Here is a 14,531-nt window from a genome sequence, read left to right as displayed (position 1 = left end):
GGCGGTTCTGGCGTTCCTGACATCTGGCGCATATACTTTCAGGATATCTGAAGGTCCCACGGATGTTAATCTTCACACGCGGTTCGGCCCTTGCATTGATCCTGGTGGCGCTCTGTCTGGGCGGGCGAACGGCCCATGCCCAGGCTGCCCCTGTGCCCTACATGAACTCGGGCTGGCCGATGGGCTGGGGCGACAATCCGGCTTTCGATGCGGGCGATCCGCAGTCCAAGCTCCCGCGCGGCTGGTTTCTCAGCAGCTCACGCGACAGCACGGCGTGGAGCATGAATGGCTTCAATCAGGCGAGGGCGTTCGGCAATTACGGCTCGCTTTCGTCCGACGGCGTGAAGTTCGGCTATAACTTCGCGAATGCACCCGTCACGGTTTACACTGGCTTCGACACATTGAAATACAATCTCGGGACCGGCGGTCCGATCTCGCCCTTCGACACCACCTCGCCGACGCTGCCGGGCGGCTATCGCGCAAGTGCCGGGATCGAATTCCGTCCGACGTCGAATCTCAGCCTGTCGTTCGGCGCGAGCTTCACCCAGCAGTCGTCCGGACTCGTCGACAGCGACATCAATTCGCCACTGCCGCCCGGCGCCTCGCCGCTGGCTTTCGGCGCTCGTCGCTAAGGCCAATACGCTCGTCAGCCGGCGCTTCAGTACCCGCGCGCCCGGTCCACCACATTTTCCAGTGCGGCGCCGGCCTCGAAACGCGCGATCTGCTCCGCGACATATGCCGAGATCGCATCCGCATCGGTGTCGGCCGCATTGTGCGGCGTCACGACCACCTTCGGATGGCTCCAGAGGCGGCTTGCCGCCGGCAGCGGCTCCTCGACGAACACGTCGAGCGAGGCAGCACCGAGCGTGCCGTCATCGAGGCAGACGAGGATGTCGTCCTCGTTCTGCAAGGCGCCGCGGCCGGCATTGATCAAGACCGGCGCGCCGAGCGGGCTGCTGCGGTTGAGTTTCGTGAAGACCTCGCGGTTGAGGATGCCGTGCGTCTGCGGCGTCAGTGGCAACAGGCTGACCAGAATGTCGGTCGCGCGCAGGAACGCGTCCATCTGGCCTGCGCCGTGAAATGACTCCACGCCATCGACGCTCCGCGGACTGCGGCTCCAGCCCACCACGCGGAAGCCGAGCCGGCGCAGCACCTCGGCGGCGTCCGCGCCCAGCGTGCCGAGCCCCATGATGCCGACCGTGACTGCACTCGCCGGCCATTGGTATTTCGGCTCCCAGGCCTTCTCGCGCTGCGACTGCCGCAGGTAAAGCTCCTGCCGATGATGCATCAGCACGTGAAGCACGACATATTCGGTCATACGTCCGGTGAGATCGGGCACGGCGACGCGGACCAACGGCACGTCCGGCAGGCTGTTGTCCGCCATCAGCGCGTCGACGCCGGCGCCGAGATTGAAGATCGCGCGCAGATTCGGGAAAGCCTTGAGATCACCGGGAACCGGCTTCCACACCGCGGCATAGTGCACCTTGGCCAGGTCGAGGTCCGGATCAGGCAGCAGCACCACGCGCCGGTCGCCGCAGACCGCCTCAAAACGCGCTTTCCAGCGCTCCGGCAGCCAGTTCTGCGAGCGACTGTTGATCAGGAGTGCCAGCGCGCCTTTAGTCATTCGTCATGTCCCATCGAGTTCCCGGTTCACGGCCCTCCTTGGCACGAACGCGTGGACATTTCTTGCAAAAAATTTCCGCAAGTCGTGTCGGGGCGGGGCATAGTGCGTCGTCTTCATAATGAGAGAAAACAGGACCTGCTCATGCTCTATGCCATCCTTTGCTACCACGATGAGGATTTTGTCGGCTCCTGGAGCAAGGAGCAGGACGAAGCCGTGATGAAAAAGCTCGCCGTGGTGCAGGACAAGCTCACCAAGCAGGGCCGGCTCGGTCCCGTCGCGCGGCTCCTGCCCACCACGGCGGCCGCAACGCTGCGGAAGGAAGACCCGCCGCTGGTGCTCGACGGTCCCTATGCCGAGACCAAGGAGCAGTTGCTCGGCTTCTACATCGTCGATTGCAAGAACCTCGACGACGCGCTCGACGTCGCGCGCGATCTCGGCGCGGCCAATCCCGGCGGTGCCTATGAGGTGCGTCCCGTCGGCGTGTTCAGGCCGGGAGGGAGTTTGACGTGAGCGAGACCGACGCCGCCTGGATCGAGACCGCGCTGACCTCGGCGCGGCCCCAGGCGGTGGGCGCGCTGCTGCGCTATTTCCGCGATCTCGATACCGCGGAGGAGGCGTTCCAGAATGCGTCCTTGCGCGCGCTGAAGAATTGGCCGCAGAACGGGCCGCCGCGCGATCCAGCGGCCTGGCTGATCATGGTCGGCCGCAACGTCGCGATCGACGAGGTGCGCCGCGCGCGCAAGCAGGAGCCGCTGCCGGAGGACGACCAGGCGATCTCAGATCTCGACGATGCCGAAGGGAAGCTTGCCGAGCGGCTCGACGGCTCGCACTATCGCGACGATATCCTGCGGCTGATGTTCATCTGCTGCCATCCGGATCTGCCGGCGACGCAGCAGATCGCACTCGCGCTGCGTATCGTCTCCGGCCTGACCGTGAAGCAGATCGCGCGCGCCTTCCTGGTCTCGGAAGCGGCGATGGAGCAGCGCATCACCCGCGCCAAGGCGAAGATCGCCGATGCCGGCGTGCCGTTCGAGGCGCCCGGCGCCGCCGAGCGCGGCGAGCGGCTCGCGGTCGTCGCCGCGATGATCTACCTGATCTTCAACGAAGGTTATTCGGCGAGCGGCGACACTGCCGAGATACGCAAGCCGCTATGCGAGGAGGCGATCCGGCTGGCGCGGCTCTTGTTGCGGCTGTTTCCAGGCGAGCCGGAGATCATGGGGCTCACCGCGCTATTGCTGTTGCAGCATGCGCGTAGTGCGGCGCGGTTTGCAGCCGATGGGTCGCTGATCCTGCTCGAGGATCAGGACCGCTCACTGTGGAGTGGCACCATGATCGCGGAGGGGCTCGCGCTGATCGACAAGGCAATGCGCCATCGCAGGAGCGGCCCCTATCAGATCCAGGCGGCGATCGCGGCGTTGCACGCCCGTGCGGCAACGCCCGAGGAAACCGATTGGACCCAGATCGACCTGCTCTATGGTGCGCTCGAGCTCGTGCAGCCCTCTCCGGTGGTGACGCTCAACCGAGCGGTTGCGGTCTCCAAGGTGCGCGGGGCCGAGGCCGCCCTCGCGCTGATCGAGCCGCTCGCCCCCAAGCTCGCCAACTACTTCCATTTCTACGGCGTGCGCGGCGCCTTCCTGATGCAGCTCGGCCGCAACGACGAGGCCCGCGTCGCTTTCGACCGCGCGATCGCACTCGCCAACACCTCGGCCGAGGCGGCCCACATTCGCATGCATCTCGATCGCCTGATCAGGGACAGCCAGCCGAAGGCGTCCAAAGAGGGCGCGAAAGCGAAATAGAACGAGACGCTCTCCGGATCGTCATGCCCGGGCAAAAGCGCGAAGCGCGTCTTCGCGCTAGATGTCCCGGGCATCCACGTCTTTCCGTCAGCACTCAAGAACATGGATGGCCGGGACGAGCCCGGCCATGACGCCGGGTGGATGGTGTGGCGAAAAAAAACGTCCGCGCCTGTCGGTCTCGCACTCTCTCCTTCGTCCTTGGGCCAATCGAAGGGAGCCCGTCATGCTGAAAGCTGTTGCCGTTATCGCAATCGTGATTGCCGCCGGCATCGCCGGCCTTCTCGTCTTCGCCGCCACCAAGCCGGACATGTTTCGCGTCGAACGCACGCTCGCCGTCATGGCGCCTGCCGATGCCATCTACCCCCTCATCGCCGATTTCCAGCGCTGGACGAGCTGGTCGCCCTACGAAGGGCGCGATCCCGGCCTGAAGCGCACGTTCGGCGGTAGCACGCAGGGCAAAGGCGCGATCTATGCCTGGGACGGGAACAAGGACATCGGTGCTGGTCGCATGGAAATTCTCGAAGCGAGCACACCGCCGAAACTTCGCATCAAGCTTGATTTCGAGCGCCCCTTCGAAGGTCACAACATTGCCGAGTTCACGTTTGTGCCGCAAGGCAGTGCAACACTGGTCACATGGGCGATGTACGGTCCGGCCCCGTTCCTGTCCAAGCTGATGCAGGTGTTCGTCAACATGGATAACATGATCGGCAAGGATTTCGAGACCGGCCTCGCCAATCTGAAGAAGCTCACCGAGAAGTAGAAGCCTCACGTCAAGGAGAGAACCATGCTCAATCCATACCTGTTCTACCAGGACAAGTGCGAAGCCGCGTTCAACTATTATGCGCGCGTGCTCGATGGAAAGGTCGAGGCGATGCTGCGCGCCTCCGACGCTCCGCCGGAGATGCCCGCTGCACCCGGCCGCGAAAAGACCATCATGCATGCGCGCATGTCGCTTCCCGATGGCAGCGTGCTGATGGCCTCGGACGCGCCGCCCGAGCACTCGCAGAAGCCGCAGGGCTTCTCGATCTCGCTGACGATCACCAACGCGGCCGATGCCGAACGCAAGTTCAACGCGCTCGCCGATGGCGGCACCGTCACCATGCCCTTCAGCAAGACGTTCTGGGCCAAGGGCTTTGGCATGTGCGTCGACCAGTTCGGCATCCCCTGGATGGTGAACTGCCCGGCGGAAGGGATGTGAGAAAGAATTGAAGCGCTGCCGCGCGCGCTGCACCTTCTCCCATTGCGGGAGAAGGTGGACATCGATTGTTACCTGCATCGCGGATAGATTGCGGCGAGCTCGCGGCCCTTCAGCAGCAACAGCCGCGACGTCAGTCCGCCGCGGCTTCTGATCCAGTCGCGCACGGGCGCCGGATAGGCCGCCAAGACCGCTTCGGAGGCTTCCGGCTCGGCATAGAAGCGGCCCTGCCGGTCGACCGAGCGGGCGGCATGGAAGCCGAGCACCGCACGCTTGGTGACGCAGATGCGCTCGCCGGGCACCAGACTCAGCACCAGCGTGCAGGCGGACAGACATGGCCCGTCGATTACCACGCGTTGGCCGGAGTCGCGCACCCGCTCGAACAGTTCGAGAAATGGTCCGACCCGTCCGCCTGGAGATTGGACGATGCGGATCTCGGCGGACGCGGGCAAGGCTGCGAACAATGCGGCGGCGACCGTCACGGCCTTGACCAATGCAACGCGTCGCATAGCACTCTCCACACATCCAATCTCGCAGGGTGGGCAAAAGGCGCGCAAGCGCCGTGCCCACCAATGCAGCCGCAACCCGGACAGATGGTGGGCACGCTTCGCTTTGCCCACCCTACGAACTACAAATGTCTACGCATTCCTCCGCTGTCCGCGCAGCGTCGGCAGGCCGATGCCTGCTGCATCGAAGCCGCCATCGACGGCCAAAATTTGGCCGGTGATGTAGCTCGATCGATCCGAGCACAGGAAAAAGATCGCCTCCGCGAGTTCCTCTTCGAGGCCATAGCGGTTGAGCGGGATGGCATCGTGATAGTCGGCGCGGATCTCCGGCGTGTGCACCTCCTTGGCCATCGCGGTGTCGACCGGTCCGGGCGCGACGGCGTTGACGCGGATGTTGAGTACCGCCAGCTCGACAGCGAGCTGCTTCGTCAGATGCGCCAGTCCCGCCTTGCTCGTGCCGTAGGCCGAGCGCAGCGTCGAGGCGCGCACCGCCGAGATCGAGGTGATGTTGACGATGGCGCCGCCGGCGGACTCGCGCATCAGGGGCACCGCGGCCTTGGTGCTGACGAAGGGCCCGGTGAGGTTGACCTCGAGTATGCGGCTCCAGTCCTTATCCGACGTCTCCATCAGCGGTGCAAACACTGCAATGCCGGCATTGTTGACCAGTGCGTCGAGCCGGCCGAACCGCTGCGCGATCCCTTTCATTGCGGCGCCGACCGCTGCGGCGTCGGAGACGTCGCAGCTCAAGGCCAACGTCTCATCGGGCCGGTCGATTGCGGCGACGGCGCGCGCGAGCAAATCGTCCTCGATGTCGAGCAGCGCCACGCGCCAGCCCTCTGCGAGGAACTTCCTGGCTGTCGCAAGTCCGATGCCGCGCGCAGCGCCGGTAATGAGGGCAACCTTTGGCTGGCCTGAAGTCATCTGCTAATCTGTCCCGTGCCCGAAACGCCGGCCACCAAGGCGGACGGCCTTCGCATCTTTTACCGTGCTTTCTTCCCCGCAAGAAAGGCCTCCGCATGCAGCCCTCCGATCCATCCGCGCTGGAAGAGTGGCGGCCGGGCGTCAAGACCCGCATGTTGGCCTCGGCCCGCACCGGCGCCACCGCGCTTTGCATCTTCGAGCAGTGGGTCGCCCCCGGCGCCGGCGCGCCGACGCACAGCCATCCCGTCGAGGAGGTGTTGACGGTGCGCGAAGGCGAGGCGGAGATCTGGCTCGAGGAGACGCAGGCAAGGGTCGCCGCCGGACAGTCGGTGCTGGTGCCGGCCGGGCGCAAGCACGGCTTCCGCAACGCGGGAACCGTCACGCTGCACGTCCACGCCGTGCTGGCGTCAGCGATCTTCGAAATGCTGCCGGAAGGCGCGAGCGAGATGACGCGGCGCTGGGATCGTTGAGCCAGCGAGCGATTCACCGGACCTTACCTCCGAAATAATTTTCACCGGCATGTCGGGACTGCAGGATGCGGTTCGTCTTATCCGTGAGAGCCGGTGATCTCGGCCCCAAAGCGAAAGCGGACTGACATGACCCAGAGGATGCCACCATGCGATTCATGATGCTGATGATCCCGCTCGGCTACGAGACCGCGCCCAAGGACGTTCAACTCGATCCCGAGCGTGTCGCCGCGATGATGCGCTACAACGAGGCGCTCCAGAATGCCGGCATTCTGATCACGCTCGAAGGTTTGCATCCGCCCTCGACGGGCGCGCGGGTCTCGTTTGCGACCGGCAAGCCCATCGTGACTGACGGACCCTTTGCCGAGTCCAAGGAAGTTTTGGGCGGCTACTGGATGATCGAGGTCGCTTCGCGCGATGAGGCGATCGCCTGGGCCAAGAAGTGCCCGGCCTCGCCGAACGAGATCATCGAGATCCGCCAGGTGCAGGAGATGGCCGACTTTTCGCCTGATGTGCGGGAAGCGGCCGCCGGCTTCACCGAGCTGCGGAAAGGCGGCCAGTCCGGCCGCTAGCCTGCACGATTGCCTTTCGTCAAAGCGTCAACGCAACAGAGGAGTGAAGCCCATGAACACCAACGACACCTATCTCGCCGTCTTCCTCGGTAGCAAGGAGAGCGCGAAGATGGCCGCCTGGACTGCGCTGCCGGAAGCCGAACGCAAGGCAAAGGAGAAGGAAGGCATGGCGGCGTGGCACGCCTGGGTCCAGCAGCACCAGGACGCGATCCAGGCCATGGGCGGCCCGCTAGGCAAGACCAAGAAGGTCGATACCAAAGGCGTCGCCGACATCGCCAACGAGATGGGCGCCTTCACCGTGGTCAAGGCTGCCTCGCACGAGGCCGCGGCAAAAATGTTCGAGAACCATCCGCATTTCGCGATCTTCCCGGGCGAGCGGGTCGAGATCATGCCGGTGCTGCCGATTCCCGGCGGCTAGCTCCCATTCCGGGGAAGTACGGGTTAATCAATCCCCGCCCGCGCTAGTGACCTTCGCGCACGGCTCATGTAAAAGTCATTCACATGAGCTGGCGCAAGGACGAGCAGCGCCGCGCCGAGCGCGGCTATCATCACGGCAATCTGAAGGAGGCGTTGCTCCAGGCAGCGCTGGGGCTGATCGCCGAGAAAGGCGCGGCCGGCTTCACCTTTGCGGATGCCGCGAGGATGGCAGGCGTCAGCCCGGCCGCTCCATACCGCCACTTTCGCGACCGCGACGAACTGCTCTCCTCGATCGCCCAGCGCGGCTTCGAACAGTTCGAGGCGCGTCTGACCGCGGCCTGGGATGATGGCCGCCCGGACACCCTCACGGCGTTCGAGCGCGTCGGCAGAGCATATCTCGCCTTCGCGCGCGAAGAGCCCGCTTTCTATTCCGCGATGTTCGAATCCGGCCTGCCGGCCGACGCCAATCCGGCGCTGATGGCTGCCGGCGAACGCGCCTTCGGCGTCATCCGTGCGGCCGCCGAGCGCCTCGCGGCCTTGACGCCGCCAGGCACGCCGCGGCCGCCGGCGATGATGATGGCGCTGCACATCTGGTCGATGTCGCACGGCGTGGCCTCGCTGTTCTCCCGCGGCGATGGTGCGCGCCGCAAGCTGCCGATGTCGCCGGATGAGCTGCTCGAAGCCGAAGTGCTGATCTATCTGCGCGGCCTCGGCTTCCCGATCGACCGTCGTCCCACGGCGAAAAGCGCCGAGCCGCCGCCGGTGCCACCGGAGGCATCCTCCGGTTCGACCGGCTCTCCCAACAGCCCCTGGGGCAAGCTGAAATAAAGTTGCGCAAATAAATCGGCGGGCCTGTCTGGTGGCCAGCTTGACAAAACCGAGGGATCGGCTACCTATGTAAATGTTATTTACATTCACAACGGCGTGACAGCCGTGATGGAGATGGGAAATGGCCTACACCGCTGATGTCAATCGATGGCGCGGCCCCTCGGAAGACCCCTACTACCGCCCCCACATGCTCGATACGCCCTGGCACCCCGGCTGGATTGCCGTGACCGTCCTGGGCTTCATCATCTGGTGGCCGATCGGGCTTGCCCTTCTCTTTTTCACACTCGGGAGCAGAAGAATGTCGTGCTGGAGCGGCCACGATCGCTGGCAGAACAAGATGGAGAAGATGCAGTACAAGATGGACCGCATGCGCGACCGCATGGAGCGCCGCGGCTTCGGCTTTGGCTTCGGGCCGCCGTCCTCCGGCAACCGCGCGTTCGACGAGTACCGCACCGAGACCCTTCAGCGGCTCGAGGAAGAGCAGCGCGAGTTCAAGGATTTCCTGACGCGGCTTCGTCACGCCAAGGACAAGGAAGAGTTCGACCAGTTCATGGCGCAGCACAAGACCCGTCCGACGCCGCCGAACGAGCCGCCGCCGCAGGGTTGATCCGATCCGCAAAGCCTTCAGGCGCACGCCCCCAAAAGTCCTGATGGCCCCGAGCCGCCCGCCTGCGAGCCCCGCAGGCGGGCGGTTTGGTTTTGCTAGCCTGGTGCCACACCGCCGCGGACATCCTATATTCAGTGGCGAAACCAGGCGGCGAAGGACCGGGGTCGGCGATGGCGGAGGCTGCAAGCATATCGAGCGCCAGTCTCTGGCAGGCGATCCGCGGCGAGGCAGAACACGCGGCCGCAGCCGATCCCGTCTTCGGCACGGTCTCGGCGGCAACTGTTCTCGCACATGACGATCTCGCCGCCGCTCTGTCAGATCTGATCGGCCGCCGTCTTGGCGGCAGCAATACCACTGTGGGTGCGCGCTTCACCGCGTTCGCCAACGACGCTTTCCGTCAGCAGCCCGACCTGATTGAGACGGCAAGCCTCGACTTGCGCGCCATCGCGATCCGGGACCCTGCCATCGCGGGCCTGCTGTCGCCACTGCTGCATTTCAAGGGCTATGTCGCGCTCGAGGCATGGCGCGTCTCGAACTGGCTCTGGAGCCGCGGCCATATCGATGCCGCGCTGCTCTTTCAGAACGAAGCATCCAACGCCTTGCAGGTCAGCATCCATCCCGCGGCGCACATTGGCTCGTCGGTGTATCTCGACCACGCCAGCGGCATCGTGATCGGTGCTAACGCCGTGATCGGCGACGCCGTGACGATTCTCCAGAATGTCAGCATTGGCCGGAATGGCGAACTGCCGACCCGCTCGCCTCGGATCGGAAACCGTGTCTTCATCGGCCAGCGCGACCATTCTTGGTGACATTCGCATCGGCGACTTCGCCAAGATCGGCGCCGCGTCGGTTGTGATCTCCGACGTGCCGGACGGCTGCACCGCTGTCGGCAATCCCGCGCGGTTGACCAACTGTCCGGAAGAAGTCGCCTGATCGTCGCCGCGATCGGCCCTATTGCGCGAGGCAACTCCGTGACGCGCCCCCGCGGGCCGTGAGCCCGAGACGTGCAGTGTCCTTCAAGCGAGCACGATGAAATCCGCACAGCCTGAGGGCGAGGTCGCGTGAAACGCGCTTATGCGATCGCCTTGCAACACGCCTCGAAAGCAGTTACTGTACCAGACGTACGGTATAAAAATGTCGGGGTGCCCGGCACGCGACCGCTTCGAGCGATGCGATTGCTTGCCATGTGGAACAATCAGGAGGAGCTCATGTCTTTCGACCACTCTTCTTCGCGCCAGAGAATGGCCTTTCATTCCCGTCGAGACGTCTTGTCGGGAGCGATTGGGGGGGTCGCTGCCCTGGTCATGGCAAGCAGCGCCAGGGCAGTTCCGCAGGGATTCAAGACGGTGGTGCCGGGGGCGCTGACGGTCGCGATGAACGGGGACATGCCGATGACCAGCATCAAGGACGGTCAGATCCTTGGCGCCGATGGCGAGATGATCACGGCAATCGCGACGAGGATGGGTCTCAAGACGGTGCCAGCCTTGATGGACTGGTCAGCGACGATCGAGTCGATCCGGGGAGGCCGCGCCGACGTCATGCTTGGCAATATGGGGTGGACGAAAGCGCGCTCGCAGGTGCTGCTTCTGACCGACGCGATCTACTACACCGGCAAGTACACCTTGACGCGAAAGGACATGAAGGTCGGCCCGCGCCTGGTCGTCGACGACATGAAGGGCCGCAGCATCGGCACGGTCAGCGGATTCACGATCGTCCCCGAACTGAAGAGAATTCCCGGAACGAGCGAGCTCAAGCTCTACGATACGACCGATGCGTGCGTGCGTGACGTGCAGGCCGGGCGTCTCGATTTCGCGTTCCTGGACGCGCCGACGGTCGCCTACATGATCCAGCAGAATCCCAACTGGAGCCTCAAGCTGGTGCCGACCGATTCGTTGCCGGACTTCGACATGCTGGGCCAGAAGCAGACCACCGTCATCGGCATGAACGTCGAAAACTTCGATCTTTTCGACGCCGTGAACGCCGGTGTCCGCTGGCTCTGGCGATCCGGCACCAACGGCAAGCTGCTGAAGAAATACGGCATGGAGGCCGACGACTACCTCGCAGCTCTTTCCAACGAAAGCAATCCGCGTCTCGGCGTCGACCGCGACGAGAACGGCAACGTCATTGGAAAATGGGCGCACCAGCCAAAGGACTACTCGGCCTTGTTCGGCTGAACGATCCCAGGCGAGCAGGCAGGCGGCATGAATCACGTTGCAGCGAACTCATCCCTTGTGAAGGTGTCGGGCCTTTGCAAGACCTTCGGAAATTACAGGGCGCTCGACCATGTCAGCCTGAACGTCGCAGGCGGCGAACGGGTGGCAATCATCGGCTCGAGCGGCTCCGGCAAGACGACGCTTCTCCGATGCATTGCGCATCTGGAGAAGCCGAATTCCGGTGAAGTCATCGTCGCCGGCAGATACATCGGTGACAGGTTCGTCGATGGCCAGCGGACTTCGATGTCCGACCGCGAGATCGCCGACATTCGAACCGGCATCGGCATGGTCTTCCAGCGGTTCAATCTCTTCCCGCATCTGACGGCGCTCGAAAATATCATGCTCGGGCCGCTCAAGGTCCTGAGGCGCCCGCGCGACGAGGTCGAACCCGAAGCGCGCGGCCTTCTCGAAAAGGTGGGCCTCCCGCAAAAGGCGAACGCCTATCCCGACCACTTGTCGGGCGGACAACAGCAGAGAATAGCGATCGCGCGTTCGCTGGCGATGAAGCCGAAATTGATGCTGTTCGACGAGGCGACGTCTGCGCTGGATCCAGAGCTCGTCGGTGAGGTGCTGGATGTCATGCAGCAGCTTGCCAATGAGGGCATGACGATGCTGATCGTCACTCACGAAATGTCGTTCGCCGAGGAGGTTGCCGACCGCATCATCGTGATGGATCACGGAGCCGTCGTCGACGAAGGAGCGCCGCGGGATCTTCTGAGCAAGCCGGCTCATCCGCGGACGATGGCACTGCTGCGCCCACAACGTGACCGACGTAGCGCTTCCCCAACGGGGCTCGCGTCGTGAACGAGTGGTCGCGTGCACTGCCGTTGCTGCCTGAATTCACGGCGGTCTTGCTTTCGGGGGCGGTAACAACCGTCAAGATCACGGTCGGCGCCTTCATCGTTGCGGTTCTGATTGGACTCGTTTTGGGGTTGCTCCAGACGTTTCCGTCACGCCTCGCCAAACTGGGCATCAGGACCTACGTCGAGATATTCCGCGGCGTCCCGATCCTCACCCAGCTGTTCGTGTTGTATTTCGGCCTGGCGCAGGTCGGTGTGAAACTGGATCCGATTCCCGTGGCGGTACTCGGCTTCGGCTTGAACGGCGGCGCTTATCTGACGGAAGTTTTCCGTGCGGGCCTGCAGTCGGTCCATGCAGGTCAGCTCGAGGCGGCTTTCATGATCGGCATGACGCGCCCAAAGGCGCTTCGTTACGTGATCTTGCCGCAGGCGATGCGGGTGGTCCTGCCGCCGCTGGCGAATTTTGCCGTGGGTCTACTCAAGGAGACTTCGCTCGCATCGGCCGTTGCCGCGCCCGAACTCAGTTTCTACGCCCGCAACCTCGTTACGAAGAGCTATCTCAGCGGACCGATCTACATCCTGGTCGCGGTCATCTACATCGCGATGAGCTTTCCGCTGTCGCGGCTCGCCCAGTGGCTCGAAAACCGGCTCCGCCGCGGGAGGCTGACATGATCGGCTTCTTTTCGCTGTTTCTGGAATGGCTGCCCCAGCTCCTGCGCGGCGCCGTCTGGACGCTGCGACTCATGTCGCTGGCCTTCATCCTCGCCGCTGTGCTCGCGTTGCCGCTGGCGCTGGCCCGGTTGTCCTCGCGGGCCTGGCTGCGGGCGATTGCATATGGCTACGTAGAGATCGTCCGCGGCATGCCGTCGTTGACGCTGCTGTTTGTCATCTATTTCGGACTGCCCTCGATCGGAATCACGCTCAATTCGTTCAATGCGGCCGTGCTCGGCCTTGGCTTGAACGGTGCTGCCTACGTTGCCGAAGTCTATCGGTCCGGCATCCAGGCGATCGACAAGGGGCAGCGCGAGGCCGCGCAGATGCTGGGCATGCGCAACATTCAGGTCCTTCGCTACGTCGTGTTGCCGCAGGCTCTTCGCATCGTCCTGCCGCCGATGGGCAACTACGGTATCGCGCTGCTCAAGGATACGTCGGTTGCGTCACTTATTGCGGCACCGGAGATGATGCTGCAGGCACGGGATCTCACCAGCGAATACTTCATGCCGCTGCAGATCTATATCGCGGTCGGTCTCATGTACCTGATCATGGCGTTGCCGCTGTCCTATCTCGCCAAGTTGATGGAAGCACGCCTGAGCCCGCAATCATCGGAAGAAAGGAAAGCCGGTTATGGACAAGTTTGATGCAATCGTCATTGGTTCGGGCGCGCTGGGCTCGAGCACAGCTTTCCATCTCGCCAAGGCAGGACGCGATGTTGCGGTGCTGGATCAGGCCGAGATCGCCTCGCAGACCTCGGCGCGCGCCGCCGGGCTGAGCGGTCAGGTCCGCTCGACCGAGGTCATGACCAGGCTTGCGGTTCGTGCGGTCGAGAAGATCGAGCGCCTGGCCGAGGATACGGGCGAGCCGATCGAATTCTTCCAGCCCGGCAGCATGTCGGTTGCACGTCGACCGGAACATCTCAAGCTGTTGGCGGAGCGGGTCGCCGCTGCGAAGAAGCTCGGGCTCGAAGTCGACATGATTACGGCCGAGGAGGCGTGCGAACGCAACCCCTTTCTGCAGAACAAGGGAATCGTCGGTTCGACGCTGATGCGGCGGGACGTCTTCCTGGAGCCGGTGCAGGTCCCGCGCGCCTACGCGAAGGGCGCGGTGCGGCTGGGGGCTACGATGGTGCCTCATACGAAGGTCTCCGAGCTGGTTGTCGAACACGGCGCTGTCACGCGGGTCGTCACCGATCGCGGTGAATTCTCTGCGCCCGTCATTGTGGATGCCGCCGGCGGATGGCTTCGTTTCGTCGCCTCCCTGGCTGGCACCAAGGTCCCAGCCGTTGCCATGCGCCACCAGTTGATGATCACCAATCCGCTGCCGGGGGTGAGCAATCAGCAGCCGATTACGCGCATCATCGATGCCAATGTGTATGTGCGGCCGGATCGCGGCGGGCTGATGTTCGGAGGATACGAGAGCGATCCCATGCCGGTCGATCTCTCCAAACTGCCGGGCTCGTTCCGGATCGAAAATCTCGAGCTCGATCTGGCCGTGCTGAAGCGACTTGCGGGTCTCGTCAAGGATCAGTTTCCCATCTTCCAGACGGAGCTTTCGCTGCGTGAGCACCGTGGGGGATTGCCGACGATGACCATGGACGGCCACCACATCATCGGACAGGCGCCCGGTGTCAGAAATCTTTATGTAATTGGCGGCTGCAACGTCGGGGGGTTGTCAACCGCGCCGGCTTTGAGTGAGCAACTGGTGGAGCTCATCGTCAACGGTCGTACGACCTACGATCTGTCCCTCATGAGTCCGGCGCGGTTCGCGGAGGACCTGTCCGAGGCGGAGCTACAGGAGAAGTGCCGGGATCGCTACGTGCACTACTATATTTATGCGTCGCCGACGAGTGCGCGGCCGGCCGCCTGATC

At 63.8% G+C, this 14,531-nt stretch carries 18 protein-coding genes and 1 pseudogene; 16 read left to right on the top strand and 3 right to left on the bottom strand.

The genetic code is table 11. The features are described from left to right. Nucleotides 1-62: 62 nt before the first annotated feature. The gene (locus SO140_RS07380; RefSeq protein ID WP_449376912.1) at nucleotides 63-632 is read left to right on the top strand and encodes a hypothetical protein; all 570 of its coding nucleotides are present in this window, start codon (nucleotides 63-65) and stop codon (nucleotides 630-632) included. A 26-nt stretch (nucleotides 633-658) separates the two neighbouring features. Here the strand turns inward: SO140_RS07380 and SO140_RS07375 are convergent, their stop codons facing one another. Beyond that, nucleotides 659-1,624: a 2-hydroxyacid dehydrogenase gene (locus SO140_RS07375; RefSeq protein ID WP_449376911.1), complete on the bottom strand. Its 966-nt coding sequence runs from the start codon at nucleotides 1,622-1,624 to the stop codon at nucleotides 659-661. A 141-nt stretch (nucleotides 1,625-1,765) separates the two neighbouring features. On the opposite strand from SO140_RS07375, the gene SO140_RS07370 reads away from it, so the two are divergent. From SO140_RS07370 to SO140_RS07355, 4 genes are all read left to right on the top strand, one after another. Further along, nucleotides 1,766-2,134: a YciI family protein gene (locus tag SO140_RS07370; RefSeq protein ID WP_449376910.1), complete on the top strand. Its 369-nt coding sequence runs from the start codon at nucleotides 1,766-1,768 to the stop codon at nucleotides 2,132-2,134. Then, entirely contained in the window at nucleotides 2,131-3,420 is a 1,290-nt protein-coding gene (locus tag SO140_RS07365) for an RNA polymerase sigma factor (RefSeq protein ID WP_449376909.1), read from the top strand. The genes SO140_RS07370 and SO140_RS07365 overlap by 4 nt, the downstream gene beginning before the upstream one ends. Nucleotides 3,421-3,643: 223 nt before the next feature. Beyond that, nucleotides 3,644-4,180 carry an SRPBCC family protein gene (locus tag SO140_RS07360; protein WP_449376908.1) on the top strand — a complete coding sequence of 179 codons (537 nt, stop codon included), beginning with the start codon at nucleotides 3,644-3,646 and terminating at the stop codon, nucleotides 4,178-4,180. 24 nt (nucleotides 4,181-4,204) lie between these two features. Then, nucleotides 4,205-4,618, top strand: coding sequence for a VOC family protein (locus SO140_RS07355; RefSeq protein ID WP_449376907.1), 414 nt, complete (start codon nucleotides 4,205-4,207; stop codon nucleotides 4,616-4,618). Nucleotides 4,619-4,686: 68 nt separating this feature from the next. Here the strand turns inward: SO140_RS07355 and SO140_RS07350 are convergent, their stop codons facing one another. Both SO140_RS07350 and SO140_RS07345 read right to left on the bottom strand, forming a co-directional pair. After that, nucleotides 4,687-5,124 carry a hypothetical protein gene (locus tag SO140_RS07350; protein WP_449376906.1) on the bottom strand — a complete coding sequence of 146 codons (438 nt, stop codon included), beginning with the start codon at nucleotides 5,122-5,124 and terminating at the stop codon, nucleotides 4,687-4,689. A 129-nt stretch (nucleotides 5,125-5,253) separates the two neighbouring features. Further along, nucleotides 5,254-6,042, bottom strand: a complete 789-nt coding sequence (locus SO140_RS07345; RefSeq protein ID WP_449376905.1) for an SDR family NAD(P)-dependent oxidoreductase — start codon at nucleotides 6,040-6,042, stop codon at nucleotides 5,254-5,256. 95 nt (nucleotides 6,043-6,137) lie between these two features. On the opposite strand from SO140_RS07345, the gene SO140_RS07340 reads away from it, so the two are divergent. From SO140_RS07340 to SO140_RS07290, 11 genes and pseudogenes are all read left to right on the top strand, one after another. Further along, the gene (locus SO140_RS07340; RefSeq protein ID WP_449376904.1) at nucleotides 6,138-6,512 is read left to right on the top strand and encodes a cupin domain-containing protein; all 375 of its coding nucleotides are present in this window, start codon (nucleotides 6,138-6,140) and stop codon (nucleotides 6,510-6,512) included. A gap of 146 nt (nucleotides 6,513-6,658) precedes the next feature. After that, nucleotides 6,659-7,081, top strand: a complete 423-nt coding sequence (locus SO140_RS07335; RefSeq protein ID WP_449376903.1) for a YciI family protein — start codon at nucleotides 6,659-6,661, stop codon at nucleotides 7,079-7,081. Nucleotides 7,082-7,133: 52 nt separating this feature from the next. Further along, nucleotides 7,134-7,499, top strand: a complete 366-nt coding sequence (locus SO140_RS07330; RefSeq protein WP_449376902.1) for a hypothetical protein — start codon at nucleotides 7,134-7,136, stop codon at nucleotides 7,497-7,499. A gap of 83 nt (nucleotides 7,500-7,582) precedes the next feature. Then, nucleotides 7,583-8,326, top strand: a complete 744-nt coding sequence (locus tag SO140_RS07325) for a TetR/AcrR family transcriptional regulator (protein WP_449376901.1) — start codon at nucleotides 7,583-7,585, stop codon at nucleotides 8,324-8,326. A gap of 121 nt (nucleotides 8,327-8,447) precedes the next feature. Next, nucleotides 8,448-8,933 (top strand): DUF2852 domain-containing protein, encoded by a 486-nt coding sequence (locus tag SO140_RS07320; protein ID WP_449376900.1) that lies wholly within the window; start codon nucleotides 8,448-8,450, stop codon nucleotides 8,931-8,933. Nucleotides 8,934-9,103: 170 nt separating this feature from the next. Further along, nucleotides 9,104-9,866 (top strand): annotated as a pseudogene (locus tag SO140_RS07315) (serine acetyltransferase domain-containing protein). 335 nt (nucleotides 9,867-10,201) lie between these two features. Further along, the gene (locus tag SO140_RS07310; protein WP_474799045.1) at nucleotides 10,202-11,107 is read left to right on the top strand and encodes an ABC transporter substrate-binding protein; all 906 of its coding nucleotides are present in this window, start codon (nucleotides 10,202-10,204) and stop codon (nucleotides 11,105-11,107) included. Nucleotides 11,108-11,134: 27 nt separating this feature from the next. After that, nucleotides 11,135-11,950: an amino acid ABC transporter ATP-binding protein gene (locus tag SO140_RS07305; RefSeq protein ID WP_449376898.1), complete on the top strand. Its 816-nt coding sequence runs from the start codon at nucleotides 11,135-11,137 to the stop codon at nucleotides 11,948-11,950. Beyond that, the gene (locus tag SO140_RS07300; RefSeq protein ID WP_449376897.1) at nucleotides 11,947-12,618 is read left to right on the top strand and encodes an amino acid ABC transporter permease; all 672 of its coding nucleotides are present in this window, start codon (nucleotides 11,947-11,949) and stop codon (nucleotides 12,616-12,618) included. Before SO140_RS07305 ends, SO140_RS07300 begins: the two co-directional genes overlap by 4 nt. Next, the gene (locus SO140_RS07295; protein WP_449376896.1) at nucleotides 12,615-13,304 is read left to right on the top strand and encodes an amino acid ABC transporter permease; all 690 of its coding nucleotides are present in this window, start codon (nucleotides 12,615-12,617) and stop codon (nucleotides 13,302-13,304) included. The genes SO140_RS07300 and SO140_RS07295 overlap by 4 nt, the downstream gene beginning before the upstream one ends. Beyond that, nucleotides 13,291-14,529 carry an NAD(P)/FAD-dependent oxidoreductase gene (locus SO140_RS07290; protein WP_449376895.1) on the top strand — a complete coding sequence of 413 codons (1,239 nt, stop codon included), beginning with the start codon at nucleotides 13,291-13,293 and terminating at the stop codon, nucleotides 14,527-14,529. Before SO140_RS07295 ends, SO140_RS07290 begins: the two co-directional genes overlap by 14 nt. Nucleotides 14,530-14,531 lie beyond the last annotated feature (2 nt).

This window comes from Bradyrhizobium sp. UFLA05-108, assembly GCF_059803455.1.
The sequence above is the reverse complement of the archived record's forward strand: the minus strand, read 5'-3'. Positions and strand labels throughout refer to the sequence as shown.